The sequence below is a fragment of the Sphingobium salicis subsp. salicis genome (genome assembly GCF_049472635.1).
GTDB classification, from domain to species: domain Bacteria; phylum Pseudomonadota; class Alphaproteobacteria; order Sphingomonadales; family Sphingomonadaceae; genus Sphingobium; species Sphingobium yanoikuyae_A.
Genome location: NZ_JAYRCS010000001.1, coordinates 3,873,159 through 3,897,079, shown reverse-complemented (window position 1 = coordinate 3,897,079; position 23,921 = coordinate 3,873,159). Strand labels below are relative to the sequence as shown.

Genomic DNA, 23,921 nt, shown 5'->3' with positions numbered 1-23,921 from the left:
TTTTGGAAACCGTGCCGTTCTAGCCTCCCAGGGGAAAGGGGGCCGTCATGGCGCTGGTTGGCTGGATCTTGAGCTTCATCTGCTTGTTCGCGGGCCTCGCGCTGCGGCAGGACATGCCGATCGGCGGATCGGTGGCGATCTCCAACATCCTCGTCGTCTTCGCCCTGCTCGCCTGCCCGATGGTGTGGCGCGAACTGCCGCTGGGCGTATCGCGCGGCCAGCGCATCGTGTCCGGCCTGGCGCTGGTCTTTGCCCTGCCGATCATCCTGTTCCCGACGCATTAAAGCGCCGGGCGCGCCAGCATCAGCCAAACGATCGCCAGGATCGCGCCAAAGGCGGGAAAGCCGAAGGCGAACCACCAGCGATACAGCCGATAATAGGCCGGCGGTAGCGGGTTGCCGCTGGCGACGGCGGCCGCGGCCAGGTCGCGCATCCGCGCCTGCATCCACAGCACCGGCAGCCAGAAGGCGCCGATCAGCAGATAGAGCGCAACCGACAGCAGCAGCCAGGGCGTGTCGAGCGGCCAGCCGAGCCCCTTGGCCAGCGCCAGCCCGGTAATCGGCTGCACCACCACTGTGCTGGCGGTGAAGAGCATGTCGGCGATCACCACGATTCGTGCGACCGCCGCGATCACTCGCGCGTCGCCGGTGCGGTGTGCCATCAACATGAAGAAGGCGATGCCCGCCCCGGTGCCGATCAGTACGCAGGCGCCCAGCACATGGGCCCAGCGCAGCGCGAGGATCAGGACATCGCTCATCGTTCCTCCAGCAGTATATGGGCGATCAGCGCGGCGACCATCACCACCAGTGCCTTGGCCAGCGGCGCCAGCGGATCGACCCACATGTCCGGCCGCACCCAGCTGCCCATGACCAGATAGGCGGCAGTCAGTCCAGCCATGCCCAGCGCCGCGCGCTGCGCCCAACGCCGCACCAGGATTGCCGCGCCCAGCAGCAGGTCGGCGACGCTGCCGGCGATACTCAGCGCCATGGCGACGCCTGCGACCGGCGTCCCCTGCAATTCGCCGGCCACCGCGTCCAGCCGGGCGAGGCCGGCCAGCCCCGACAGCAGGAGCAGCAGCGACAGCGCCGCCACTAGGCACGGCATCAGCAGCATCAGCCGCGCCTGCGAGCGATCCTGCAGCCCCGATGGGTGGCGCGCCAATATCTGGTCCAGCGTCAGCAGCGGCCGGCCCAGCAGCGCCTCGCCGCCTTCCGGCGCGCCGGTCACGTCGCGCGCGATCATGGCCATGGCGGTGCTGCGCAGCGGCGATCGCCAGCCCAGATGGCCAAGCAGGTCGGCGACCGCGCTGACCGGCGTGGCGATCCGGCCGGGCAGGGCGATAACCGGAACGGGCGCAATCCCCAGCCAGCGGCGATGGGCGACGATAATGGCGTCCAGCGTCGATGCCTCACGCTCGACCAGGTCGATGTCGATTGCGCGCGGCGCGTCGGGCGCCAGGCAGCAGACCACCGCCTGCGCCACATCGTCCAGCGCGACGCTCTGGATGCGGCTGTCGCCATGGACGCTGAACAGCCGCAGCGGCATCGCCGCCAGCGCCCGGATCAGCAACGTGCCGCCATAGGCATTGCGGCCGATCACCAGACCGGGGCGCAGGATCGCCCAGTGCAGCGCGGACGCGCGCAGATGATCGTCGGCCACCGCCTTGGTCGTCAGGAAGGGGCTGGCGTCCTTTGCCGTGGCGCCGGGCGCGGAAATCTGGATGAAGCGAGCAACGCCCTGCGCGGTGCAGGCGTCGATCAGAGCGGCAATGCTCGCACCCTGGATCGCCTCCGGCCGTTCGCCGCCGCCGCTCTGCAACGCGCCGCTGGCATTGACCACGGCGTCGACGCCGTGGAGCGCGACCGTCCAGTCGGCCGGCCGGGTCATGTGGTTGAGGTCGGCGAAATGCCATGACAGGGCGGGGAAGAGGCGGCGGGCGGTCCGTTCGGACCGGCCCAAGCCGATGACCTCATGCCCCGCCGCGATCAGCGCGCGCGCAATCCCGCTGCCGATGAAGCCATAGGCCCCAACCAGCAGGATGCGCATGCGCGTCTTAGTCGAACAGGCTGGAAACGGAGCTTTCGTCGGCGATGCGCTTGATCGCTTCACCCAGCAGCGGGGCGATCGGCAGGTGGCGGATGCGCTTGGCATCGTTCACCGCATCGGTGCCCTGGATCGAGTCGGTGATGACCAGTTCCAGCAGTTCCGACGCCTCGACGCGGGCGACCGCACCGCCCGACAGCACGCCATGGCTGACATAGGCGACGACTTCCTCGGCGCCCTGTGCCTTTAGCGCGGCGGCGGCGTTGCACAAAGTGCCGGCCGAATCGACGATATCGTCGATCAGGATGCAGAAACGGCCCTTCACGTCGCCGATGATGTTCATCACTTCCGACTCGCCGGCGCGCTCGCGGCGCTTGTCGACGATCGCCAGCGGGGCGTTGTCGAGGCGCTTGGCGAGCGCACGGGCGCGCACCACGCCGCCGACGTCGGGCGACACGACCATGATATTCTTGTCGCCGAAGCGGGCCTGGATATCGGCCGACATCACCGGGGCGCCGAACAGATTGTCGGTCGGGATGTCGAAGAAGCCCTGGATCTGGCCGGCGTGGAGATCGACCGAGAGGACGCGGTCGGCGCCGGCGGTGGTGATCAGGTTGGCGACCAGCTTGGCGCTGATCGGCGTGCGCGGGCCGGGCTTACGGTCCTGGCGGGCGTAGCCGAAATAGGGGACGACGGCAGTGATTCGCTTGGCCGACGCGCGCTTGAGCGCATCGATCATGATCAGCAATTCCATCAGATTGTCGTTGGTCGGATAGGCCGTCGACTGGATCACGAACACGTCTTCGCCGCGGACATTCTCATGAATTTCCACGAAAACTTCTTCGTCGGCAAAGCGACGGACGCTGGCCTCGGTCAGGGGGATTTCGATATAGTCGGCGATGGCGGCCGCAAGCGGCTTGTTCGAATTGCCGGTCATGAGTTTCATGGCGAAAATCCCCAGGCTAATTGGCGTGACGAATTGATGACGATGCGCGAACGCGGCCCCTTTAGCGGCGCATGTCCCATGTGGAAAGGCGCTTTTGCGCCCTGCGACAAAATGGCCGGAGCATTTTCAGGATGACCGCGAAGCGGGTATTCGGTTCGAAAATGCGGCATCGGAAAACAGAGCATTTTCGCAAATAGGCAAAATGCTCTAGGGCGCGGTGCATGACCGACAAACTCGTGATCGCGCTCGCCCAGATGACCCAGACCATGGGCGACCCGCGGGCCAATGCCGACGCCATGCTGGAATGGCGCGCACGCGCCAAGGGCGCGGACCTGATCGTCTATCCCGAACTGCAGCTGATCGGCTATCCGCCCGAAGATCTGGTGCTCAAGCCCGCGCTGCTCGACCAGGCCAATTATCATCTCGACCGGCTGGCGCAGGAAAGCGCCGATGGCGGCCCGGCGATGCTGGTCGGCACCGTCGTCGCCTCGCAGGGCGTGCTGTTCAACGTCGTCGCCCTGATCGAGAATGGCGCCGTCACCGCGATCCGCCAGAAGCGCGAACTGCCCAATTACGGCACGTTCGACGAAAAGCGCCTGTTCGCGCCCGGCCCGCTGCCCGCGCCGATCGATTTTCGCGGCGTGAAGATCGGCGTGCCTATCTGCGAGGATATCTGGTTCCCCTTCGTCACCGCCCATCTGCGGGCCGAGGGCGCGGAAATTCTCATCAGCCCTAATGGCAGCCCGTTCGAGGTAGACAAGGATGATCGCCGCCTGAACGTCGTCGCGGGCACCCGCGTGCGCGAAACCGGCCTGCCGCTCGTCTATCTCAATCGCGTCGGCGGCCAGGACGAACTGGTGTTCGACGGCGCCTCCTTCGTGATGAACGGCGACCTCTCCATCGCCCAGCAACTGCCCGACTGGGAGGAAAAGCTGGTGCTGACGCAGTGGGAAAAATGGGACGGCCAGTGGGTCTGCCTGCCCGGCGAGCGTCATGCGCTCGATCCGCGCCCGGCCGACATCTATAATGCGATGGTGCTGGGCCTGCGCGACTATGTGAACCGCAACCGCTTCCCCGGCGTCGTCCTTGGCCTGTCGGGCGGCATCGATTCCGCTTTGTCCGCCGCCGTCGCGGTCGATGCGCTGGGCGCCGACCGGGTCTGGTGCGTGATGATGCCCTCGCGCTTCACCAGCCAGGAAAGCCTGGATGACGCAGTCGAATGCGCCCGCCTGCTCGGCGTCCGCTACGACACCATCCCGATCGAGCCGGCGGTTGCCGCCTTCGACACGATGCTGGCCCCGGTGTTCGAGGGCAAGGCGCGCGACCTCAGCGAAGAGAATATCCAGTCGCGCATTCGCGGCCTCACCCTGATGGCCCTCTCCAACAAGTTCGGTCATATGCTGCTGACCACCGGCAACAAGAGCGAGATGTCGGTCGGCTATGCCACCATCTATGGCGACATGGCGGGCGGCTATTCGGTGCTGAAGGACGCTTACAAGACGACGGTGTTCGACCTTTGCCGCTGGCGCAACGACAATATGCCCTCGCTCGGCGAAGGCTTTGGCCCCGCCGGCCCGGTGATGCCCGAACGCGTCATCACCAAGCCGCCCAGCGCCGAATTGCGCGACAATCAGAAGGATGAGGACAGCCTGCCGCCCTATGAGGTGCTGGACCCGATCCTCTATGGCCTGGTCGAGGAGGAATTGTCGGTGGTCCAGCTGGTCGAGCGCGGCTTTGACAAGGCGGTCGTCACCCGGATCGAGCATCTGCTCTACATCGCCGAATATAAGCGCCGCCAGTCGCCGCCCGGCGTGAAGCTCGGCATCCGCAACTTCGGCCGCGACCGCCGCTACCCGATCACCAACGCCTTCCGCAGCGTATAAGTAACATCCGTTCGCCCTGAGCGAAGTCGAAGGGCAGGCTGAGCATGGCGAAGCCACTTCGTCCGCTCGGGGCGAATGGGTTTGGAAGTAAAGATATGACCGTCATCACCCGCTTCGCCCCGTCGCCGACCGGCCATCTCCATGTCGGCAATATCCGCGCCGCGCTCCACAACTGGCTATGGGCGCGCAAGTCCGGTGGCCAATTCCTGCTGCGCCTCGACGACACCGACCTGGAGCGCTCACGCCCCGAATATGCGGACTCGATCAAGGCCGATCTGAAGTGGCTCGGCCTCGACTGGGACGGCGAGGAAAAACAGTCCGAACGCTTCGCTCTCTATGAAGCGCGGTTCGCGGCGCTCAAGGCCTCGGGCCATGTCTACCCCGCCTATGAAACCCAGCAGGAACTGGAACTGCGCCGCAAGGTGCTGCTGGGCCGCGGCCTGCCGCCGGTCTATGATCGCGCCGCCCTGGCGCTGACCCCGGATCAGATCGCCGCTTATGAAGCCGAAGGGCGCACGCCGCACTGGCGCTTCAAGCTCGATCATGACCAGCCGATCGTCTGGACCGACCTGATCCGGGGCGAGCAGCGCTTCGACCCCAAATTGCTGTCCGACCCGGTGATCCGCCGCGCCGACGGCTCATGGCTCTACATGCTCCCCTCGGTCATCGACGATGTCGACATGGGCGTCACCCATGTGCTGCGCGGTGAGGATCATGTCTCCAACACCGCGACCCAGATCCAGATGTTCGGCGCGCTCGGTGCGGCGCTGCCCGCCTTCGCGCATGAAGCGCTGCTGACCGGCAGCGAGGGCAAGCTGTCCAAGCGGCTCGGCTCGCTCGGCGTCGCCCATTTCCGCGAGATCGGGCTGGAGCCCGCCGCGATCGCGTCGCTGCTCGCCCGCCTCGGGAGCTCGCAGCCGATCGAGCCCTTCGCCGACCGTGCGCCGCTGATCGAAACGTTCGACTTCGCCCATTTCGGCCGCGCCCCCGCGCGCTTCGACGAAGCCGAACTGGCCAGCCTCAACCAGAAGATCGTCCATCAACTGCCCTATGAGGCGGTCGCCGACCGCCTGCCCGCCGGCATGGATGCCGCCGCATGGGCCGCGATCCGCCCCAATCTGGAAACAGTGGCAGGCGCCGCCGACTGGTGGCAGATCGTCACCGGCCCGATCAACGGGCCGGAGGTGGCCGATGAGGACCGCGATTTCCTCGCCGCCGCCCATCGCATCCTGTCCGCCGTCCCCTTCGACGCCGACATCTGGCGCACGCTGACCGGCGCGCTCAAGGACGAAACCGGCCGCAAGGGCAAGACCCTGTTCCAACCCCTGCGCCGCGCCCTTACCGGCCTGGACCACGGCCCCGACATGGGCCAGCTCCTGCCGCTGATCGGCCGGGAAGAAGCGTTGAAGAGGCTGGCGGTGGCCGGTTGATCGGGTTAGGCTGGCCGGACCGGACCATTCTGGAGGCCAGCCTGATGCGTTATGCTCTCATCCTGTCGTCCGGCCTGCTGCTCATGGGAGCCGCAGCGCCGTCTGCTTCCTATAATATCTTTCCCGAACAGGCGGTGATGAATGCCGCGGCTGTCGCCCCCGATGGGGTGAAGGGGGTGTTCGAGCTGCCCGTCCGCGCCACTGGGCGCCAGGGCGGCTGGTTCTATCTTAATTCTCAGCAGGATTATCGCGATCCCCGCAACCTGACGATCGCCATTCCCGGCGCCATGGCCGATGCACTGGCACAGCGTTTCGGCGCGGAACTCGATCAATATCTGACGGGCAAGACAATCGCGGTCCGCGGCGAAGCGAAGCGGGTGAAAATTCATTTTCTGACGGATGGCCGGCCGACCGAAAAATATTATTATCAAACCCATGTGCGGCTGACCGATCCCAGCCTGCTGACGGTGGAGGGCGAACCAGTCCGTTACTGACCGCTCAGCCGGCCATCATCTCCAGCGCCTTGCCGACGGCCAAGATCCCCTCCGGCGCTGCGGCGAAGCCCATATGGGTGCAATCGACCTCGATTGCGCGGTCGCGCTCGCCGGCGCGGCCTCTTGCGCATTCGGGCAGGATCACGCCGTCGCGCTGCGACCAGAGCGCGACGGTCGGCACCGGCGGCTTCTCCTCGCGGGTGCAGGGGAAGGGCGGGGTATCGACCGGGAAGCCCGACACCAGCTGATAGAGGCGCCAGGCATGGTTGGCGCGCGGGTCGCCGGAAAAGGGCGTGCCCATCGTTACCACGCCGCCAACCTTGGATCGCGCGAACTTGGCATATTCGCGCGCGTAAAGGCCGCCGAGGCTCCAGCCGACCAAAGTCACCGGCTTGCCGCTTATCCGGCGGATCGCATCGACGCGGGCGTCGATCTTCTCCAGCGTATCGGCGCGCGGTCCGAAATTGCGACCCATGTCCCAGCCATGCGCCTGATAGCCCGCCGCGTTCAGGATCGCGCGCAGCGGTTCCATCCGATGTTCCGACGCCATCAGGCCGGGCACCAGCAATATATGTCGCCCGTCGCCGCGAATCGCGCGGCTCAGTTGTTCGGCCTGGGCCCTGGTGCGGCTGATGTCGAACGGCACCGAGGCATTGCCCAGCAGATGCGACAGCGACGGGCGCGCGGACGCGCGCGGACCGCTGGCAAGGCGGCCCTTCCAGAAGCTGGCAATGGCATCGGCATAGGGTGGCACGAGAGATATTGTCCTGAACCGGGCGGAAAAGGTGACATTCTCGTGACAAACGCAGGGTGCGTCCATGGGTTTCATCGCAAGCGATGAACGGTATGTCTCAGGAAATGAAGCTCAGGGGGCGAGGGGCGATGTCTGGGCGACGCTGGCGCCCTCGGTCGTGCGCAGCTGGCGCGGCTCCAATATCGCCGCCGTCTCGATGAGGTCGAGCGCCCGACGCGCCTCCAGATAGCGGCGGGCATATTGCATCCAGCGATCGGCCGCAGCGCGATCGGGCATGCGCTCCACCTCGGCCAGCGCCGCGCCGACGCGGCTGGCGTCGATATAGCGCAGAGCCCGCTGCATCGCCATTTGCGGCCGCGGCGAGGGGGTGGAGGATTTGCGGATGATGATCAGCTCGCGCGCCTCATGCTCGAAACTGTCCCACCAGCTGGCATCGGCCGGCGGCGAGGTGACGCGATCGGCGACATCGACCAGGCCGGCGCGCAGGTCGGCCAGCGTCACCGGCTCGCGCGCGGCATTGATGATGGTGGCGACGGCGCGGGGCTGGGCCTGGCCGAAACGCAGCCGCAGCTGCCCCTCGACATAGCCGAGCGGGGCGCCGGTATCGAGTGCGCGGCGCGCGGCAAAGGCGACCAGCAGCCCTTCGGCGCGCGCGGCATTGCCCGACGCGGCCTGCGCCTCGACAGTGATGCGGTTGAGCCGCTCCTCCAGCTGGATCACGCGGGCGTCGAGCATCTGCGCGGCATCCGCCGTCAGCGGACGGCCCGACGGGATGGTATTGCTGCCCAGCAGTGGCGCGGGCAGGGCGGGCGCCGCCGCCTCGTCCTGGCCCCAGCGCCGTTCGATCTGCGGCATCGCCCAGATGGTGACGCCGATGCCGATCAGAAACGCGAACAGCAGCAGCACGGGCGTCAGCCAGGATGTGCGTCGGCGCGCGGGCGGCGGCGTTTCCTGCTGAATTTCCACACTCTCCTGCTCGTTCATCAAGTCTCTCTCGTTTGCGACCGCGGTTTCATTCGCACAATCGACGGGCGAGGGCCAGTACCGCCGCATCATTGGGCGCATCGGCGGCCTGCGCGCTGCCCCATCCGCTGCCGCAGGCGGCAAGCGCGGCCGGACTTATCGCCACGACCTCGCACGTCGCGCGTTGATTTTCGGCTAATATCTCCGCCAGCCGGCCGCCGGCCGCCGCAGAATGGACCAGCAGCACGCCACCGCTCAGCTCCAGCGGATCGCAGGGCAGGGGCATCATCCGATAGACTGGGATGCGCGTCACCCGCAGCGGCCCCGCGTCCATCGGCGCCGCCGTCTCGCCCGACAGATGCAACACGGCCCGGTGCCCGTCGGCCGCGATCCGCGCGGCGATCGCGCTGGCATCGCCATCCCCCGCGACCGGATCGACAAATCCCGCCGCCCGCAGCGCCTCAGCCGTCGCCGCGCCCACGGCATAGGTCGGCAAGGCGCGATAGGCCTGCAGCACGGCCCCGCCGGATCGCACCGTCTGCGCACTCGTCACCAGCAGGGCGTCGAAATCCCCGGCGGGTGGCGGCGTCCAGGCCAGCGCCTCGGCCGCGAACAGCGGACACAGCCGCACTGCCAGCCCCATGGCCATCGCCTTGTCCGCCGTCCTGCCGGCGCCGGGCGCGGGCCGCAGGATGATGAGCGGTCTCACCCCTCGAACAGGCTGCGCAGCGCCGGGCTTGCCCGCTCCAGCAGGCCCCGGCCGATCGCCTCGGCCGCGTCGAAATCGCCGCGCGCCAGCCGTGCCTCGTCCCGCACCGTCTCGTCCCCTTCCGGGCTGATGATCTCAGCGCGCAGATGAATCTGTCCGCCCTCCAGCAGCGCCAGCGCGGCGATCGGCGAATGGCATGTGCCGCCCAGGCCCCGCAGCACCGCGCGCTCGGCCATCACGCAATCGAACGTGTCGCGATGGTTGATCGCCGCCAGCCAGCCCAGCATGGCGTCATTGTCGGCCAGCGTCTCGATGCCGACCGCGCCCTGCGACGGCGCCGGCAACATGGTGTCGATCTCGACCGTGGCGCCAATGTCCGCCTGCCCCAACCGGTCGAGCCCGGCGGCGGCGAGCAAAGTCGCATGGGCCTCGCCGGCTTCCAGCTTGGTCAGCCGGGTGGCGACATTCCCCCGGAACAATATGATCTGCGCATCGGGGCGCAGCCGTTTCACTTGCGCTGCACGGCGCGGCGAACTGGTGCCGACAATCGGTTGCGGCGGCAGGGCGGCAAAATTTTCCGCGCCCACCAGCCGGTCGCGCACATCGGCGCGCGACAACATCGCGGCAATCCGGATCGCATCGGGCCGGATCGTCTCGACATCCTTCATGCTGTGGACGGCGCAGTCGATCTCGCCCTCTGCCAGCGCCCGGTCCAGCTCCTTGGTCCACAGCGCTTTTCCGCCGATTTCCGCCAGCGCCCGGTCCTGGATCCGGTCGCCGCTGGTCTGGACGATGACGGTGGTGATGGCGTCCTGATCCCAGCCATGGGCGTCGCGCAGCGCCTGCGCGGTCATATGGGCCTGGGCCAGCGCAAGCGGCGATCCCCTGGTGCCAAGGCGCAACGGTCGTTCGGGTCTTTTCATAAGCGGCTTGCTCTAATGGCCACGGGCACTAGATGGAAGCGGCAATGACCATCATCCTCGGCCTGGAATCAAGCTGCGACGAAACCGCGGCGGCGCTGGTGACGGCCGACGGGCAGATATTGGCCCATCGTCTCGCCACGCAGGAAGACGCGCACCGTCCCTATGGCGGCGTCGTGCCCGAAATCGCGGCCCGCGCCCATGTCGAGGCTTTGGCCCCGCTGGTCGAGGCAGCACTGGCCGACGCAAAGATGACTTTGGCCGATGTCGATGTCATCGCCGCCACCGCCGGCCCCGGCCTGATCGGCGGCGTGATGGTCGGCCTTGTCACCGGCAAGGCGCTCGCCCATGCCAGCGGCAAGCCGCTGGTCGCGGTCAATCATCTGGAGGGGCATGCGCTCTCGCCGCGCCTCGCCGACCAGAATCTGCAATTCCCCTATCTGCTGCTGCTGGTGTCGGGCGGCCATTGCCAGCTGCTCAGGGTCGAGGGCGTCGGCCAGTATCGCCGCCTTGCCACCACGATCGACGATGCCGCGGGGGAAGCCTTCGACAAGACTGCCAAGCTGCTCGGCCTCGGCTTCCCCGGCGGCCCGGCGGTGGAAAAGGCGGCGGCGCAGGGCAATCCGCGCGCCGTGCCGCTGCCGCGCCCGCTGGTCGGCACCGACGAACCCCATTTCTCCTTCGCTGGCCTCAAGAGCGCGGTGATGCGCGCTGCCCAGTCGGGCCAATATGCGGTCGAGGATATCGCTGCCAGTTTCCAGCAGGCGGTGATCGACTGCCTGCTCGACCGCACTCGCCGTGCGCTCGCCGCGAGTGAAGGCGTGACCGCGCTGGTCGTCGCCGGCGGCGTCGCCGCCAACCAGTCGGTGCGCGGCGCGCTCACTGCGCTGGCCGGGGACCATGGCCTGCCCTTCGTCGCGCCGCCCTTGTGGCTCTGCACCGATAATGCGGCGATGATCGCCTGGGCCGGCGCGGAGCGCTATGCGGCCGGCATGACCGACGATCTCACCATCCCCGCCCGGCCGCGCTGGCCGCTCGATCCGACGGCGGAAAAGGCGCGTGGAGCAGGAGTGAAGGCATGAAGGCGGGAGTCATCGGAGCAGGCGCCTGGGGCACCGCGCTGGCGCAATTGCTGGCCGCCGACGGGCAGGATGTGCGCCTCTGGGCGCTGGAAGCCGATGTGGTCGATGCGATCAACGGCGCCCATGAAAATCCGCTCTATCTGCCCGGCCTGCCGCTTTCGCCCTCGATCCGGGCGACCGGCGTCCTGTCGGACCTGGCTGATCGCGACCTGATTCTGGTGGTCAGCCCGGCCCAGCATCTGCGCAGCGTCGTGGCGCAGGCGCCGGCCGGCGTGCCGCTGGTTCTCTGTTCCAAGGGGATAGAGGCGGGCACCGGCCTGTTGATGTCGGAAGTCGCGGCGCAGGCGCAGCCGACCTCGCCGATCGCCGTCCTCTCCGGCCCGACCTTCGCCCATGAAGTGGCAAAGGGCCTGCCGACCGCCGTCACCTTCGCCTGCGCCGACCAGGCGCTGGCCGAAAAGCTGGCGGCGCGTATCGCCCGCCCAACCTTCCGCCCCTATTTGTCGGATGATGTCGTCGGCGCGGAAATCGGCGGCGCGGTCAAGAATGTGCTCGCCATCGCCTGCGGCGTGTCGGAAGGGGCCGGCCTCGGCCTCAATGCGCGCGCCTCGCTCATCAGCCGGGGCTTTGCCGAAATGACCCGCTTCGGCCTGGCGCGTGGCGCCCGTGCCGAAACGCTGGGCGGCCTGTCGGGCCTGGGCGACCTTGTCCTCACCTGTTCCTCCACCAATTCGCGCAACTTCTCGCTCGGCAAGGGGCTGGGCGAGGGGCAGAGCGCCGCCGACCTCCTCTCCAACCGTCGCACCGTGGCCGAAGGGGCGCACACCGCGCCGGTGCTGCGCGATGCGGCCCGCGCGGCCGGCGTCGAAATGCCGGTGGTGGAAGCCGTCTGTGCCCTGCTTGCCGACGCCGCACCGCTGGCACAGGTCATCGACGCGCTGCTGGCGCGTCCGCTGCGGCCTGAATAAGCATCGCCGCGACACAATAGATCGCCTATAGACATGAGCATGACAATCGAGGGGGACCAGGGTCCTGTGACCGCGCAGGCGACCCCTGCCGAACAGAAGGATGATATCGCCGCCCTGGCCAAGGGCGGACGGACCAACGTCTTCGGCTTCCTGCTGCGCCTGGCGGCGCGCCTGCCTTTCCTGTTCATCGCCGGCCGCTGGTATGGCGCCGATGCGCTGGGGCGCTTCGCCTATGCCGTGCTGGTGGTGGAATTCGTCGCCCAGATCGCGACGCTGGGTCTCAAGCGCGGTCTTGCCGGCGCGCTCGCCCAGACCGAACGGCCGCACAGCCATGTCGTGACCGACGCGATGGTGGTGACGCTGATCGCGTCGCTGCTCGGCGCGGGCCTGCTGATCGCCTTCCCCCAGGCGATGTTCCCCAATAGCGGCATCAACGGACTCGACCGCTTGCTGGCGCTGATCGTCATCGCGGTTGCCACCTCCGACGTTGCGCTCGCCGCCTGCGCCTATCGCTTCGACATCGGCGCGACGGTCCGCGCGCGCTCGATCATTGAACCCTGGGCGATCAGCATCGGCGCCTTCGGTTTCGCTTATTATTCGCTGCGCGACGGCCTGATCCTCTCCTATGTCGTGTCGATGGTCGCGGCGATGATCGCCTCGATCATCCCGATGTGGCGCCATTATGGCCGGCCGCATGGCTGGCGTCCCGATGCCGGGCGGCTCTGGCGCCTTGCCCGTCGCAACCTGCCGCTCGCCGCGGCGGACGGTGTCGAATGGGGCTCGCGCCGGCTCGACATGGCGATCCTGGGCCTGTTCGTCAGCCCGGCGATCGTCGGCATCTATTATGTCGCGCAGCAGGTCGCCTCGCTGCCGCAGAAACTCAAGACCAGCTTCGACCCGATCCTGGGGCCGGTCATCACCCGCAACCTGGCCGAAGGCAATCTGGCGGCGATCGCGCGCCAGGTCAGCCAGGTCGGCTTCTGGATCATCGCCGCGCAGGCCGGCATCGCCCTTGCGCTCGGCATTCCGGGTGAGGCCGTCATGGGCCTGGTCGGTCCGCATTTCGTCGGCGGCACCGGCGCGCTCGCCTTCCTGCTGCTGGCCGAAGTGGTGGCCGCGACCGCCGTGGTCAGCGAATCCGCGCTGGTCTATATCGCCCGCCACCGCAATCTGATGATCTCGCTCAGCATGATCGCGTTGCAGGCGGCGCTCAGCTTCGGGCTGATCCTGCTCGGCAAGCGGTTCGGCCTCACGCCGCAGGAACTGGCCGCGGCGCCCGCTTTGGGCCTCTGCATCGCGCTCGGCGCTGGCGCTTTCGTCAAGGCGCGGCTGCTCTCCAGCCTGCTCCACGCCCGCGTCAATGCCTGGCGCTGGCCCCTGCTCAGCGCCTCGGGCGTCGCCTGCATCGTTGGCGCGGCCTTTGTCGCCCTGCCGGCGCGCTTCGAATGGGTCGAACTGGCGGTCGGCGTCTGGGCGATCCTGGGCGCCTATGGCTTCGTCATCTGGCGCTGGGGCTTCGGACCTGACGACCGCGCCCTGTTCCGCAAGCAGAAGGCCCCGGCCTGATCCACCCAATAAAAAAGCCCGCCTCTCGACCGGAGAGGCGGGCTTTTTTGTCAGTGTCTGTCGCGATCAGGCGAACAGCTTGGCGCGGATCAGGTTCAGATCTTCCTCGGGACGCGCGCCCCAGTGCGAGATCACTTCGGCGGCGGCCGCCGCGCCCAGCGCCAGGCAATCCTCGACGCTGCGCGCTTCCAGATGTGCGGCCAGATAGCCGGCGGCGAACAGGTCGCCCGCGCCGGTCGTGTCGATGATCTGGCTGACGGGCGCAGCCGGGGCCTCGTGACGCACGCCATCGACGATGGCGACCGCGCCCTTTTCGCTGCGGGTCGACACCAGCACCGGCACCTTGTCGGCGAAGCGGGCCAGCGCTGCATCGAAATCATCGACCTGCGCCAGCGACTGGATCTCGCCCTCGTTCGAGAAGAGGATGTCGATCAGCCCCTGTTCGATCAGGTCGATGAAGTCGGCGCGATGGCGGTCGATCACGAAATTGTCGGACAGGGTGAAGGCGACCTTGCGGCCGGCATTGCGGGCGGCGTCGATCGCGGCGCGCATCGCGGCGCGCGGCTGCTCGGGATCCCACAGATAGCCTTCCAGATACAGGATGCGGGCCGACTGGATCAGTTCCAGGTCCAGCGCCGCTTCGGGCAGGAACTGCGAGGCGCCCAGGAAGGTGTTCATGGTGCGCTGCGCGTCCGGCGTCACCAGGATCAGGCAGCGGGCGGTCGGAATGTCGCCCTGCATCACCGGCGTGTCGAACTTGATGCCCAGCGCGCGCACGTCATGGGCGAAGACCGCGCCCAGCTGGTCGTCATTGACCTGGCCGATGAAGCCGCACTTGGCGCCCAGCGCGGCGAGGCCTGCCAGCGTGTTGGCGGCCGAACCGCCGCTGATTTCCTTGGCCTGGGGCATGTCGGCATAAAGGGTCTCGGCCATTTCGGCGTCGATCAGCTGCATGCCGCCCTTGGTCAGCGCATGCTGCGCCAGAAATGCGTCGTCGCTGCGGGCCAGAACGTCGACAATGGCATTGCCGATCGCGACAACGTCAAGCGTGGGGGAAGAAGTCACGCGGGCTCCTGTGAAAGATGATGGGAAAATAGCGGTAAATTGGGCCGTCTCTACCGGTCCGGGGGCGCTGGCGCAACGCTGCTGATTGACGGAGCCGCCGGGGCGCAGGATATCGGGCCATGATCATCACCGCGGCGCTGCGCGCCTTCCCCCTGATCTTCCACGCCGCCGCGCGCCGGCTGCTGGTCAAGACGCTGGCGCTGACCCTGTTGCTCTTCGCCCTGCTGGGTGTCGGCCTATGGGCGGCCTTTCACGCCACGCGCCTGCATTTCGGCTGGGGTGAAGGCGACGGTTGGGGCGGCATGGCGGAGGCGGCGGCGACGGGTCTTGCCCTCATTGCGGCAAGCTGGCTGCTGTTCCGCACCATCGCCATGCTGGTCATGGGCCTGTTCGCCGACGATGTGATCGAAGCGGTGGAGCGCGATACTTATCCACAGGCTCTGGGCCGCCCGGTCGGCTATGCGCGCAGCCTCCATTATGCGTTGCAGTCGGTTGGTCGCACCTTGGGCTGGAACCTGGTGGCGCTGCCCGGCTATGTGCTGCTGCTGGTCACGGGGGTCGGCACGATCGGGCTGTTCCTGGCGGTGAATGCCTATCTGCTCGGCCGCGACCTTGCCGACATGGTCGAGCCGCGCCATCCCGGCCTGCCGCCGATCGGCCGTGGCAACCGGTGGCTCATGGGCCTCGTTTCGGCGCTTCTCTTCCTCATTCCCCTGGTCAACCTGCTTGCGCCGATCTGGAGCGCGGCTATGGCGGTCCACATGTTGCTAGGGTCCAGGAGGAAGCCGGTCTGATGTCGCCCCGTTTTGCGCTCGCCGCGCTCCTGTCGCTGCCGCTCGCGGCCTGTGGCGGCGTTGTCCCGCCCGCCACCAGCTACACCCCGCCGCCCGCGGGTCCGCCGGCCAGCGCCTTCACCAAGACCGGACCGCTGATGGGCATGGATGCCAAACGCCTGACCCAGATGTTCGGCACGCCGCGCCTCGACATTCGCGAAACGACCGTGCGCAAGCTGCAATTCGCCAATGGTCGCTGCGTGCTCGACGCCTATCTCTATTCGCCCGGCAAGGGGAAGGAGCCGGTGGTGACCCATGTCGATGCCCGCACGCCCGCCGGCACAGACGTCGACCACGCTTCCTGCGCGGCTACGCTCCAGCAGCGCTGAGCAACTGGCCTAGCGCCCATTCGGCCGCTTCCGCCACCACCGGATCGGGATCGGAGGTCAGCGGCCGCAGCCGGTCGACCAGCCCCAGGTCGCCGCTATTGCCCGCCGCGATCGCCGCGTTGCGCACCATCCGGTCGCGCCCGATCCGCTTGATCGGCGACCCGGAAAAAATCTCGCGAAAGCCCGCATCGTCGAGGTCCAGCAGGTCGCCCAGCGCCGGCGCCGCCAGCTCCGCCCGGCCGATGAAGGCGCGGTTGGCCGCCGCCCCTTGCGCAAATTTGTTCCAGGGGCAGGCCGCCAGGCAATCGTCGCAGCCATAGATGCGATTGCCCATCCGTGCCCGGAACACCTCCGGGATCGGCCCCTTATGCTCGATCGTCAGATAGGAAATACAGCGCCGCGCATCGACAATATAAGGCGCGGGAAAGGCATCGGTCGGGCAGGATGACAGACAGGCCGTGCAACTGCCGCAATGGTCCACTTCCGGCGCATCAGGCTCCAGCGCGATCTCGGTATAGATGGCGCCCAGGAACAGCCAGCTGCCATGCTGACGGCTCACCAGATTGCTGTGCTTGCCCTGCCAGCCCAGCCCCGCGCCCTGCGCCAGCGGCTTTTCCATCACGGGTGCGGTATCGACGAATACCTTGAGCGCGGTCGGCTGCTGATCGACCAGCCAGCGGGCCAGCGCCTTCAGCGCCTTCTTGACCACATCATGATAGTCGCGGCCCTGCGCATAGACGGAAATGCGGCCCCGATCGCCGACTTCGGCCAGCGCCAGCGGATCGCGGCCGGGGGCATAGCTCATCCCCAGCATGATGACGCTCCGCGCTTCGGGCCACAGGCCCGTGGGCGATCCGCGCTGCTCGGCCCGCTCCTCCATCCACAGCATGTCGCCATGATGGCCGGCCTCCAGCCATTGGCGCAGCCGCTCGGCCGTGCGCGGCGCGGCGTCGGCGCGCGCGATCGCACAGGCGGCAAAGCCCAGCTGCGCGGCCTGCGCTTTCAGGCGCTGCTCCAATGTTTCGTTTTGCACTGGCATGGTCCGGGATTATCAGGGGCGGATGATCGGTGACACTCCGGCTCCTGCCCCCCCCTATGCCGTCGAAGGCCATGCCCTTGTCAAGGCGTTCGGCGATTTTCGCGCGGTGGATGGCGTCGATATCGCCGTGCCCGCCGGCACCATCTATGGCATTTTGGGGCCGAATGGCGCGGGCAAGACGACCTTGCTGCGCACCCTGCTCGGCATCATCGACCCTGACGAGGGCCATCGCACCCTGCTGGGCGATAGCGCGCCGCTGCGCATGGCCAAGCAGGTCGGCTATCTGCCCGAGGAGCGCGGCCTCTACCCGTCGATGAAGGCCTATGAGGCGATCGCCTTCATGGGGGCGCTACGCGGCCTGCCGCTCCATGTCGGGCGCGAACGGGCGCGCGCCATGCTGCAGGACTATGGCATGGGTGCCTCGGTCGAAAAGCCGATCCGCCAGCTCTCCAAGGGCATGGCCCAGACGGTGCAACTGTTCGGCACCATCGTCCATGAACCGCGCCTCATCGTCCTCGACGAACCCTTCTCCGGCCTCGACGCGATGAACCAGGAAAAGCTGGAGGCGCTGATCCGCGATCAGGCGCGCAAGGGCGTAACCATCCTCTTTTCCACCCATGTCATCGCCCATGCCGAACGATTGTGCGAGCGCATCGCCATCGTCGCGGGCGGCCGCATCCGGTTTGAAGGATCGGTCAGCGACGCGCGCGACCGTCTGCCGCCCCAGGTGACATTGCGCACGCGGCTGAGCGACGGCGCCTGGCGCCGCGCCTTGCCGACCGACACGCTGGCGCAGGATGGCGCCTGGCATTTCGCGCTGCCCGATGACGGCATCGAACCGCTGCTGCGCGCCCTGCTCGACGGTCAGGCCGGCATCGAAAGCCTGTCGATCGAACGGCCGGGCCTGCATGATGCCTTCGTCGCGATCGCGGGGGAGGCTGCTGCGCGCCAGATGCGCGATGACGCCACGCAGGAGGCCGGGGCATGAAGGAATTGCTGCGCGCCGCCAGCGTCATCGCCCGGCGGGATTTCACCGCCGTCGTCCTGTCACGCACCTTCATCCTGTTCCTGATCGGGCCTTTGGTGCCGATCGTCATCGGCATGGTCTTTGCCGGTTTCACCCAGAAGATTTCCAGCACCGACCTGCGCCCGGTCGTGGGCATCGCCATGGCGCCGGCTGATGTTGGCGCGCTTGAACGGGCCCACAAGCGCCTGACCGAACGCATGGGGCCGCAGGCACTGCCGCGACTCCACGCCGTGCCGCTCGGCACCCCGCCGCGCACCCAGCTGGCCCGGCCCGATTCCGACGTCGTCGCCATTCTCTCGGGCACGGTCTCCCGCCCGGTCCTGACCGGCAAGCCGGAGGATCTGGACCGGCTGCAGGGCGATCTCAGCCTGATCGCCAGCGCGGCGCAGGCCGAAAAGGTGCTGCACATGGTCAAGGTCGAACGGCAGGAAGTGGCGACCAGTCTCGGCGCCCAGTCTCAGGCCCGTCTGCTGATCGGCCGCACCGGCCAGATCGTCATCTTCTTCCTCACCATTTTGCTGGCGGGCATGATCCTGTCCAATCTGGTCGAGGAAAAGACGAACAAGATCATCGAGATATTGGCCGCCGCCGTACCGGTGGACGCGATCTTCCTCGGCAAGCTGATCGCCATGCTGGGGATGAGCTTCGTCGGCATCGCCTTCTGGGGCGCCACCGCCTTCACCATCTTCATGGCGTTGAAGGCGCCCGGCACGGTCCTGCCCGATCCGGCGGTGGGCTGGCCCGCCTTCATCACGCTCGGCATCATCTATTTCGCCATGGCCTATACTTTGCTCGGCTCGCTGTTCCTGGGCATCGGCGCACAGGCGGCGACCGTGCGCGAGGTGCAGACGCTCAACATGCCCATCACCATGGGCCAGATGATGATCTTCTTCTTCGTCTCCTACACGGTCGACCATATGGGATCGCCGCTGGAAGTGGCGTCGGTGGTCTTTCCCTTCTCCTCGCCCTTCGCGATGATCGCGCGGGCGGCGCAGGATGCGGCGCTCTGGCCGCATCTGGTGGCGATCCTGTGGCAGGGCGTCTGGGTGGCGCTCATCATCCGCATCGGTGTGCTGCTGTTCCGCCGCCATGTGCTCAAATCGGGCGGCCGCTGGTGGAAGCAGTTGTTCAGGAGCTCGACAGGCTGAACAGGCTAGGGAGATGGAATGAACCGGCGGCATTTTCTCTATGGCGTCGCGACCGGCGCCTCTGCACTGGCCCTGTGGCAATTCCGGCCGGACGCGGCGGAAGCCGCCTATCCCTATCGCCTGACTGACGCGCAATGGCGCAGCAGGCTCAGCCCTTGGGCCTATAAGGTGCTGCGCCAGGGCGCGACCGAATTTCCCGACAGCAGCCCGCTCAACCGCGAACATCGCGCCGGCACCTTCACCTGCGCCGGCTGCGCCCAGAATCTGTTCAGTTCGAAGACCAAGTTCGACAGCGGCACCGGCTGGCCCAGCTTCTATGCGCCCTTGCCCCGCGCCATCGGCACGTCGCGCGACTTCAGTCTGGGCGTGCCCCGGACCGAAGTCCATTGCGCCCGCTGCGGCGGGCATCTGGGCCATGTGTTCGACGACGGGCCAAAGCCCACGGGCCTGCGTTACTGCATGAACGGCGTGGCCCTGGCCTTCAGTCCCGCCTGACCTTGTAGATGCGCAGCGGTCCCTTGGTCGGCAGCGGCTGCAACCAGTCGGGCACATTGCTCCGCATCAGGTGCGCCGACAGGCTCTGGGGATGCTCCTTGGCATAGAGCGCATATTCTGTCAGGCCCGCGCAGGTCACGACATAGTCGGCGCCACGCCCGCCATTGACCGACCGGATCACCGCGCGCGCCTTTTCCGGCGTCGCCATGAATCCTTCGATCACGGCGGTGATGCCGGCGGCATTGCGATGATGGGCGGTGCCGATCACGCGGTGCGGTGTCTGCACCAATATGTCGGGGCCAAGGTCCAGCGGCGCGAACAGGGTGGACGGGGGCAGGGCGTGCAGCGGCGCAAGCGTGGCGGCGGCCCGGCAATTGACGGCGCTCGTCTTGGCCGACGGAGCTTCGGGGATCAGGGCAATCCATAGCGCGCTGATCCCGGCGGGAGTCAGCAGGATCAGCGCCACCGATCCCAATACGCGCACCAGCGCCTGCGATGATGCCTGTACCTTGCGGAACAGGGCGATCAGCAACCAGGCGACACCGGGCAGAGCATAGACATGGGCGACCGACACGGCGCGCATAACCAGCAGCGATACCGCCATCGCCCCCAGCAGTAACAGGGTCAACGCCAGCCAGCGCATGCACGCATCGCGGTTTACGGTTTGCCGCGCGGCGACCATTGCGCCGGCCAGCCCAACCAGCGCGGGCAACAGGATGACGCCGCGCAATGACAGGCTCTGGTCCCAGATCGGCCGGCCCTCCATCACCTGCAAATACCAATATTTATAGGCCAGTGGCCCGAGCGCCTGGAACGGATCGCCTGACAGGCAGGGGCCACCGATCGCCAGCAGGATCGCGATGGCGGCCCCGCCGCCGATCGCGGCTATCAGGAAGCGCCGGGTCATGCTGGCCGTGCCGATCAGCTTACCAGTCAGCGGCACCAGCACGGCCAGCGCGACGAGCGGCCAGGCATAAGCAGCCGACAGCGCGTCGCATTGGTCATGCAGCAAGGCCGCCTTACCGCGCAGCAAAGCCAGCAGCGCAACCGCCGCCCCGCCCAGCGTCGCCGCAAAGGCTATGAAGCGCGATGCTTCCCGGCCGTCGAGCCATTGGCGCAACGCGAACAGCCCGGCGAACAGCGCGACATAAGGCAGGGCTTCACTCGAAATCTGCAACCAGACCGCCAGCGCCAGCGCGCTCGTCACGCCGCCACGCACCCGGCCGCTATCCAGTGCGCCGGCCAGCGCGATCGTCGCCATCCAGATCTGCCAGCCATGATGGTCGATCCGCAGCGGCGTGAACTGCACCAGGATCGACGGTGTCGTCAGCAGCAAGGCCACGGTCACCAGCGCCAGAACAGGATCGCCAAGCCGCCGGGCCGCCAGATGCAAGGTGCCGGCCAACCCGCCCAGCAACAGCAGCGGCACGGTGATGCAGGCGACCAGCTCTGCAGTCGCAGGCCCCAATAGCGGCCGCGCCAGCAGGATCAGCCCTGCCACCGGCATGTCGACGATGCGCGACCAGTGCATCGGTCCGCCCAGCGGCGGGGTCACCCGATGCTGGCTGACGTCCCAGAAGCCCTGTCCGCCGATCCAGTCGCGCACCTGCACCAGCCGCATCGCATCGTCGGGATCGCGAAAGCCCAGCGCGGCGAAATCGCCATGGAACAGCCACAGCATGACCGCACTGCACGCCAGCCAGGCGAGCAGGATCAGCCAGCGGCCATGACGCTCAACTGCGCGCGAAAATGCCATATTTGCGGATCGCATAGACGCTCAGGAAACTGGCCGGCACCGATATCAGCTTGGCGATCGCCGGAGCAATGCCGACGGCGCTCAGCCCGCCGACCAGGACCATGGTGATCCCCATGCCGACCAGCGCACTGGCCACGAAGCCGAACCGCTGGGCGTGACTGGGGCCGGTGCCCGTATCGAACACGAAGCGGATGCTGATCACCCAATGCACGACCAGGCCGACCGCATAGCCCCCGAACGCGGCCAGCGTCGGCGTCGCACCGGCTCGGCTCAGCATGAGGAAGGTCGCCATGTCGCTCGACAGCGCGCAGATGCTGGCCAGCAGGTAGCGGGCGAACATGAAGCGCGCGGCGATGCTGCCCAGCCGGGCCGTCAGGGCGCGCAACGGCTCGCCCATCGGCTCATGCGGCCTTCAGGCGAGAGGGCACCAACCGTTCGCTGGCAAGGGCGGCGCGTTGTCCTTCGACATCCTGCCCTTCCTCACCCGATTCATGATATTCGGCGTCCTCGTTGACGCCCCAGACGTCATAGACGCGGGTGCCGGCCTCGATGTTGCGCACCGTCAACATCGCCGTCATCATAGCATGATCCTGGTTGTTATAGCGGTGCATGCCGTTGCGGCCGACCAGATGGAGCGTCGGGGCGACGGCTTCCAACTCGGTGCGCATCGCCAGCACATGGTCGGCATAGGCGTCGTCATAGACCGGATAGGCCTTTTCCTGCCGCACCACCGCGCCGCCGACGACATCATCGGGATTGCACAGGCCGAGGATCGCCATTTCCTTCTTGGCCAGGTCGATCAGGTCGGCGTCGGCCGACGCCCACAGCCCGTCGCCCTCGAAGCAGAAATATTCCAGGCCCACGCAGGCGACCGATTCATCGGGCACCATTTCGGGCGACCAGCTGCGGAAATTCTGGATGCGGCCGACCTGCACCTTGCTGTCGTGGATATAGATCCAGTTGTCGGGGAACAGATCCTCCGACTTGATCATTAGCGCCACGGTCAGGAAATCGCGATATTTGAGTTCCATCGCCTCGGGCAGGGTTTCGGGCAGCGGATGGATGCGCGCGGCCAGTTCGCGCATCGGCGCGGACGAAATCACATGCGCGGCGTTGATGATGACATCGCCGTCTGGGCCGTCCGCCACTACGCGCCAGCGCTCCGTGCCCTGATCCTGCGCCAGTTGCTTCAGGCTGTGCGCCATCAATATCTGGTTGCCGCCCTCGATCACCCGATCGCGCGCGGCTTCCCACATCATGCCGGGGCCAAGGCGCGGATAGCGGAAGGTTTCCAGCAGAGTCTTGGTCGCCATGCCGTCATTGGGCTTCTTGTTGAGGCCCAGCGAGCGCTTCAGCCCATCGACCACCGCACCCCACAGCGACAGGCCCTTGATCCGCTGCGCGGCCCAGTCGGCCGACATCTCGTCGCACGGCATGCCCCAGACCTTTTCGGTATAGGTCTTGAAGAAGATCGAGAACAGCTTGTGGCCGAACGCGTTGACGGTCCAGTCCTGGAAGGAGCGGACATTGCGGTTGGGGAACAGCCTGGCCTTGGCAAAGCTCGCCATGCACAGGGTCGAACGCCAGATGCCCAGATTCCACAATGCCTCGAACGCGCGTAGGGGATAGGAGTAGAATTTCCCCTCATAATAGATGCGGCTCATGCGCGGGCGCTGGATGAAGTCGTCCGGCAGGATCTCGTTCCACAGATCGACCACTTCCTTCGACTTGGAAAAGAAGCGGTGGCCGCCAATATCGAATCGATAGCCATCCAGCTCGACCGTGCGGCTGATGCCGCCGACATAGACCGGGTCTTTCTCGATGACGGTGACGGAAAAGCCTTTTTTCGTCAGCAGATAGGCGGCGGTCAGGCCGGCCGGGCCTGCCCCGATGATGGCGACGTCCACACTTTGGTCGACACGCGACATGCTCTATATCCCCTGGATGGTCCTTCGTGTCTCGCTGAGTGAAGGAAATCATCTAAGGAGTGGTTAATCGCCGGTAAGCATGAAGTGGTCGCGGACATGACAAAGGGCCGCCCCGCATGTGCGGAACGGCCCCCTGCAGTCCCCGTGACGGGGAAGGCTTCCCTTGCGGGATGGGTGAAGATCAGCCCTGGCGCTGGGCCAGCGCGTTGAGGTCGCTGCGTGCGCCGTCCAGAGCGCTACCGACACAGTCGCGATAGTCGGGCGTCGCCGGCAGGATCGATCCATTGACCCAGCCGCACACCTGCTTGGCGGCGCGGCTGATGCGATAATCGGCGCGGCGCAGGCCATTGTTGCTGGCCAGGTTCAGGTCGGCCACCGATACGGCTATGGTGCGGGTGGTGAGGCCGGTGGTGCCGTCAACGACGACTTCGTTGCTGCTGTTGCCGGCGATAGCCATGCCAGGCAGCGCAAGGGCCATGGTGGCGGCCATCGCCACCAGCGTCTTCTTGGTCATCCTATTCTCCTGTCGAACATGCTTTTTCT

At 67.0% G+C, this 23,921-nt stretch carries 25 protein-coding genes; 12 read left to right on the top strand and 13 right to left on the bottom strand.

The annotated features are described in order from the left end of the window. Positions 1-47: 47 nt before the first annotated feature. Positions 48-284, top strand: coding sequence for a hypothetical protein (locus VHN57_RS18845; protein ID WP_037509997.1), 237 nt, complete (start codon positions 48-50; stop codon positions 282-284). Here VHN57_RS18845 and VHN57_RS18840 read toward each other — a convergent pair. The 3 genes from VHN57_RS18840 to VHN57_RS18830 are packed head-to-tail and all read right to left on the bottom strand — an operon-like array spanning position 281 to position 2,989. Further along, entirely contained in the window at positions 281-757 is a 477-nt protein-coding gene (locus tag VHN57_RS18840; protein WP_278987663.1) for a DUF2269 family protein, read from the bottom strand. The two genes, VHN57_RS18845 and VHN57_RS18840, sit on opposite strands and share 4 nt — an antisense overlap. Continuing rightward, the gene (locus VHN57_RS18835) at positions 754-2,046 is read right to left on the bottom strand and encodes an SDR family oxidoreductase (protein ID WP_278987665.1); all 1,293 of its coding nucleotides are present in this window, start codon (positions 2,044-2,046) and stop codon (positions 754-756) included. The genes VHN57_RS18840 and VHN57_RS18835 overlap by 4 nt, the downstream gene beginning before the upstream one ends. Positions 2,047-2,053: 7 nt before the next feature. Continuing rightward, entirely contained in the window at positions 2,054-2,989 is a 936-nt protein-coding gene (locus VHN57_RS18830; RefSeq protein WP_010338670.1) for a ribose-phosphate pyrophosphokinase, read from the bottom strand. 221 nt (positions 2,990-3,210) lie between these two features. Here VHN57_RS18830 and VHN57_RS18825 point away from each other — a divergent pair, with 221 nt between their 5' ends. The 3 genes from VHN57_RS18825 to VHN57_RS18815 all read left to right on the top strand — a co-directional run bounded on the left by VHN57_RS18825 (position 3,211) and on the right by VHN57_RS18815 (position 6,796). Continuing rightward, positions 3,211-4,872, top strand: a complete 1,662-nt coding sequence (locus VHN57_RS18825) for an NAD+ synthase (protein WP_278987667.1) — start codon at positions 3,211-3,213, stop codon at positions 4,870-4,872. Positions 4,873-4,967: 95 nt separating this feature from the next. Then, positions 4,968-6,302, top strand: coding sequence for a glutamate--tRNA ligase (gltX, locus tag VHN57_RS18820; RefSeq protein ID WP_278987669.1), 1,335 nt, complete (start codon positions 4,968-4,970; stop codon positions 6,300-6,302). A 44-nt stretch (positions 6,303-6,346) separates the two neighbouring features. Further along, positions 6,347-6,796 carry a hypothetical protein gene (locus tag VHN57_RS18815; RefSeq protein ID WP_069336405.1) on the top strand — a complete coding sequence of 150 codons (450 nt, stop codon included), beginning with the start codon at positions 6,347-6,349 and terminating at the stop codon, positions 6,794-6,796. A 4-nt stretch (positions 6,797-6,800) separates the two neighbouring features. On the opposite strand, the gene VHN57_RS18810 is transcribed toward VHN57_RS18815, so the two are convergent. The 4 genes from VHN57_RS18810 to hemC all read right to left on the bottom strand — a co-directional run bounded on the left by VHN57_RS18810 (position 6,801) and on the right by hemC (position 10,145). Continuing rightward, positions 6,801-7,550, bottom strand: a complete 750-nt coding sequence (locus VHN57_RS18810; RefSeq protein WP_423284872.1) for an esterase/lipase family protein — start codon at positions 7,548-7,550, stop codon at positions 6,801-6,803. Positions 7,551-7,661: 111 nt separating this feature from the next. Beyond that, the gene (locus VHN57_RS18805) at positions 7,662-8,534 is read right to left on the bottom strand and encodes a hypothetical protein (protein WP_278986557.1); all 873 of its coding nucleotides are present in this window, start codon (positions 8,532-8,534) and stop codon (positions 7,662-7,664) included. A gap of 28 nt (positions 8,535-8,562) precedes the next feature. Next, complete coding sequence (locus VHN57_RS18800; RefSeq protein WP_017502650.1) at positions 8,563-9,222, bottom strand: uroporphyrinogen-III synthase; 660 nt, start codon at positions 9,220-9,222, stop codon at positions 8,563-8,565. Then, positions 9,219-10,145, bottom strand: coding sequence for a hydroxymethylbilane synthase (gene hemC, locus VHN57_RS18795; RefSeq protein WP_026109495.1), 927 nt, complete (start codon positions 10,143-10,145; stop codon positions 9,219-9,221). Before hemC ends, VHN57_RS18800 begins: the two co-directional genes overlap by 4 nt. A gap of 44 nt (positions 10,146-10,189) precedes the next feature. Here hemC and tsaD point away from each other — a divergent pair, with 44 nt between their 5' ends. Genes tsaD through VHN57_RS18780 form a run of 3 tightly spaced genes read left to right on the top strand, consistent with a single transcriptional unit; the run spans position 10,190 to position 13,758 of the window. Beyond that, positions 10,190-11,224 (top strand): tRNA (adenosine(37)-N6)-threonylcarbamoyltransferase complex transferase subunit TsaD, encoded by a 1,035-nt coding sequence (tsaD, locus tag VHN57_RS18790; RefSeq protein ID WP_026109496.1) that lies wholly within the window; start codon positions 10,190-10,192, stop codon positions 11,222-11,224. Continuing rightward, a complete protein-coding gene (locus VHN57_RS18785; protein ID WP_278986560.1) occupies positions 11,221-12,192 on the top strand; it encodes an NAD(P)H-dependent glycerol-3-phosphate dehydrogenase in 972 nt (323 codons plus the stop codon). The genes tsaD and VHN57_RS18785 overlap by 4 nt, the downstream gene beginning before the upstream one ends. Before the next feature lie 33 nt (positions 12,193-12,225). Then, positions 12,226-13,758, top strand: a complete 1,533-nt coding sequence (locus tag VHN57_RS18780) for a lipopolysaccharide biosynthesis protein (protein WP_017502654.1) — start codon at positions 12,226-12,228, stop codon at positions 13,756-13,758. A 66-nt stretch (positions 13,759-13,824) separates the two neighbouring features. Here the strand turns inward: VHN57_RS18780 and VHN57_RS18775 are convergent, their stop codons facing one another. Continuing rightward, positions 13,825-14,823, bottom strand: coding sequence for an adenosine kinase (locus tag VHN57_RS18775; protein ID WP_048938140.1), 999 nt, complete (start codon positions 14,821-14,823; stop codon positions 13,825-13,827). Between the two features lie 119 nt (positions 14,824-14,942). Between VHN57_RS18775 and VHN57_RS18770 the strand changes: the two genes are divergently transcribed. Both VHN57_RS18770 and VHN57_RS18765 read left to right on the top strand, forming a co-directional pair. Next, complete coding sequence (locus tag VHN57_RS18770; protein WP_278986561.1) at positions 14,943-15,617, top strand: EI24 domain-containing protein; 675 nt, start codon at positions 14,943-14,945, stop codon at positions 15,615-15,617. Continuing rightward, positions 15,617-15,985 (top strand): hypothetical protein, encoded by a 369-nt coding sequence (locus VHN57_RS18765; protein ID WP_004208885.1) that lies wholly within the window; start codon positions 15,617-15,619, stop codon positions 15,983-15,985. Before VHN57_RS18770 ends, VHN57_RS18765 begins: the two co-directional genes overlap by 1 nt. Here VHN57_RS18765 and queG read toward each other — a convergent pair. Further along, positions 15,966-17,024: a tRNA epoxyqueuosine(34) reductase QueG gene (queG, locus tag VHN57_RS18760; protein ID WP_423284867.1), complete on the bottom strand. Its 1,059-nt coding sequence runs from the start codon at positions 17,022-17,024 to the stop codon at positions 15,966-15,968. The genes VHN57_RS18765 and queG overlap by 20 nt on opposite strands. Before the next feature lie 22 nt (positions 17,025-17,046). Between queG and VHN57_RS18755 the strand changes: the two genes are divergently transcribed. Genes VHN57_RS18755 through msrB form a run of 3 tightly spaced genes read left to right on the top strand, consistent with a single transcriptional unit; the run spans position 17,047 to position 19,694 of the window. Beyond that, positions 17,047-18,012, top strand: a complete 966-nt coding sequence (locus tag VHN57_RS18755) for an ABC transporter ATP-binding protein (protein ID WP_278986566.1) — start codon at positions 17,047-17,049, stop codon at positions 18,010-18,012. Then, the gene (locus VHN57_RS18750) at positions 18,009-19,199 is read left to right on the top strand and encodes an ABC transporter permease (RefSeq protein WP_423284864.1); all 1,191 of its coding nucleotides are present in this window, start codon (positions 18,009-18,011) and stop codon (positions 19,197-19,199) included. Before VHN57_RS18755 ends, VHN57_RS18750 begins: the two co-directional genes overlap by 4 nt. 18 nt (positions 19,200-19,217) lie before the next feature. Then, complete coding sequence (gene msrB, locus VHN57_RS18745; protein ID WP_004208881.1) at positions 19,218-19,694, top strand: peptide-methionine (R)-S-oxide reductase MsrB; 477 nt, start codon at positions 19,218-19,220, stop codon at positions 19,692-19,694. Here msrB and VHN57_RS18740 read toward each other — a convergent pair. The 4 genes from VHN57_RS18740 to VHN57_RS18725 all read right to left on the bottom strand — a co-directional run bounded on the left by VHN57_RS18740 (position 19,681) and on the right by VHN57_RS18725 (position 23,892). Beyond that, positions 19,681-21,450 carry a hypothetical protein gene (locus VHN57_RS18740; protein WP_278986280.1) on the bottom strand — a complete coding sequence of 590 codons (1,770 nt, stop codon included), beginning with the start codon at positions 21,448-21,450 and terminating at the stop codon, positions 19,681-19,683. The two genes, msrB and VHN57_RS18740, sit on opposite strands and share 14 nt — an antisense overlap. Next, the gene (locus VHN57_RS18735; protein WP_278986278.1) at positions 21,428-21,847 is read right to left on the bottom strand and encodes a GtrA family protein; all 420 of its coding nucleotides are present in this window, start codon (positions 21,845-21,847) and stop codon (positions 21,428-21,430) included. Before VHN57_RS18735 ends, VHN57_RS18740 begins: the two co-directional genes overlap by 23 nt. A gap of 4 nt (positions 21,848-21,851) precedes the next feature. Continuing rightward, complete coding sequence (locus tag VHN57_RS18730; RefSeq protein ID WP_214865877.1) at positions 21,852-23,378, bottom strand: NAD(P)/FAD-dependent oxidoreductase; 1,527 nt, start codon at positions 23,376-23,378, stop codon at positions 21,852-21,854. Positions 23,379-23,559: 181 nt separating this feature from the next. Beyond that, positions 23,560-23,892 carry a UrcA family protein gene (locus tag VHN57_RS18725; RefSeq protein WP_278986275.1) on the bottom strand — a complete coding sequence of 111 codons (333 nt, stop codon included), beginning with the start codon at positions 23,890-23,892 and terminating at the stop codon, positions 23,560-23,562. Between the last annotated feature and the right edge of the window lie 29 nt (positions 23,893-23,921).

Coding starts and splice junctions, on each gene's coding strand:
- VHN57_RS18845 (WP_037509997.1), top strand. CDS start 48: ATGGCGCTGGTTGGCTGGATCTTGAGCTTCATCTGCTTGTTCGCGGGC.
- VHN57_RS18840 (WP_278987663.1), bottom strand. CDS start 757: ATGAGCGATGTCCTGATCCTCGCGCTGCGCTGGGCCCATGTGCTGGGC.
- VHN57_RS18835 (WP_278987665.1), bottom strand. CDS start 2,046: ATGCGCATCCTGCTGGTTGGGGCCTATGGCTTCATCGGCAGCGGGATT.
- VHN57_RS18830 (WP_010338670.1), bottom strand. CDS start 2,989: ATGAAACTCATGACCGGCAATTCGAACAAGCCGCTTGCGGCCGCCATC.
- VHN57_RS18825 (WP_278987667.1), top strand. CDS start 3,211: ATGACCGACAAACTCGTGATCGCGCTCGCCCAGATGACCCAGACCATG.
- gltX (WP_278987669.1), top strand. CDS start 4,968: ATGACCGTCATCACCCGCTTCGCCCCGTCGCCGACCGGCCATCTCCAT.
- VHN57_RS18815 (WP_069336405.1), top strand. CDS start 6,347: ATGCGTTATGCTCTCATCCTGTCGTCCGGCCTGCTGCTCATGGGAGCC.
- VHN57_RS18805 (WP_278986557.1), bottom strand. CDS start 8,534: ATGAACGAGCAGGAGAGTGTGGAAATTCAGCAGGAAACGCCGCCGCCC.
- hemC (WP_026109495.1), bottom strand. CDS start 10,145: ATGAAAAGACCCGAACGACCGTTGCGCCTTGGCACCAGGGGATCGCCG.
- tsaD (WP_026109496.1), top strand. CDS start 10,190: ATGACCATCATCCTCGGCCTGGAATCAAGCTGCGACGAAACCGCGGCG.
- VHN57_RS18785 (WP_278986560.1), top strand. CDS start 11,221: ATGAAGGCGGGAGTCATCGGAGCAGGCGCCTGGGGCACCGCGCTGGCG.
- VHN57_RS18780 (WP_017502654.1), top strand. CDS start 12,226: ATGAGCATGACAATCGAGGGGGACCAGGGTCCTGTGACCGCGCAGGCG.
- VHN57_RS18770 (WP_278986561.1), top strand. CDS start 14,943: ATGATCATCACCGCGGCGCTGCGCGCCTTCCCCCTGATCTTCCACGCC.
- VHN57_RS18765 (WP_004208885.1), top strand. CDS start 15,617: ATGTCGCCCCGTTTTGCGCTCGCCGCGCTCCTGTCGCTGCCGCTCGCG.
- queG (WP_423284867.1), bottom strand. CDS start 17,024: ATGCCAGTGCAAAACGAAACATTGGAGCAGCGCCTGAAAGCGCAGGCC.
- VHN57_RS18755 (WP_278986566.1), top strand. CDS start 17,047: ATGATCGGTGACACTCCGGCTCCTGCCCCCCCCTATGCCGTCGAAGGC.
- VHN57_RS18750 (WP_423284864.1), top strand. CDS start 18,009: ATGAAGGAATTGCTGCGCGCCGCCAGCGTCATCGCCCGGCGGGATTTC.
- msrB (WP_004208881.1), top strand. CDS start 19,218: ATGAACCGGCGGCATTTTCTCTATGGCGTCGCGACCGGCGCCTCTGCA.
- VHN57_RS18740 (WP_278986280.1), bottom strand. CDS start 21,450: ATGGCATTTTCGCGCGCAGTTGAGCGTCATGGCCGCTGGCTGATCCTG.
- VHN57_RS18735 (WP_278986278.1), bottom strand. CDS start 21,847: ATGGGCGAGCCGTTGCGCGCCCTGACGGCCCGGCTGGGCAGCATCGCC.
- VHN57_RS18730 (WP_214865877.1), bottom strand. CDS start 23,378: ATGTCGCGTGTCGACCAAAGTGTGGACGTCGCCATCATCGGGGCAGGC.
- VHN57_RS18725 (WP_278986275.1), bottom strand. CDS start 23,892: ATGACCAAGAAGACGCTGGTGGCGATGGCCGCCACCATGGCCCTTGCG.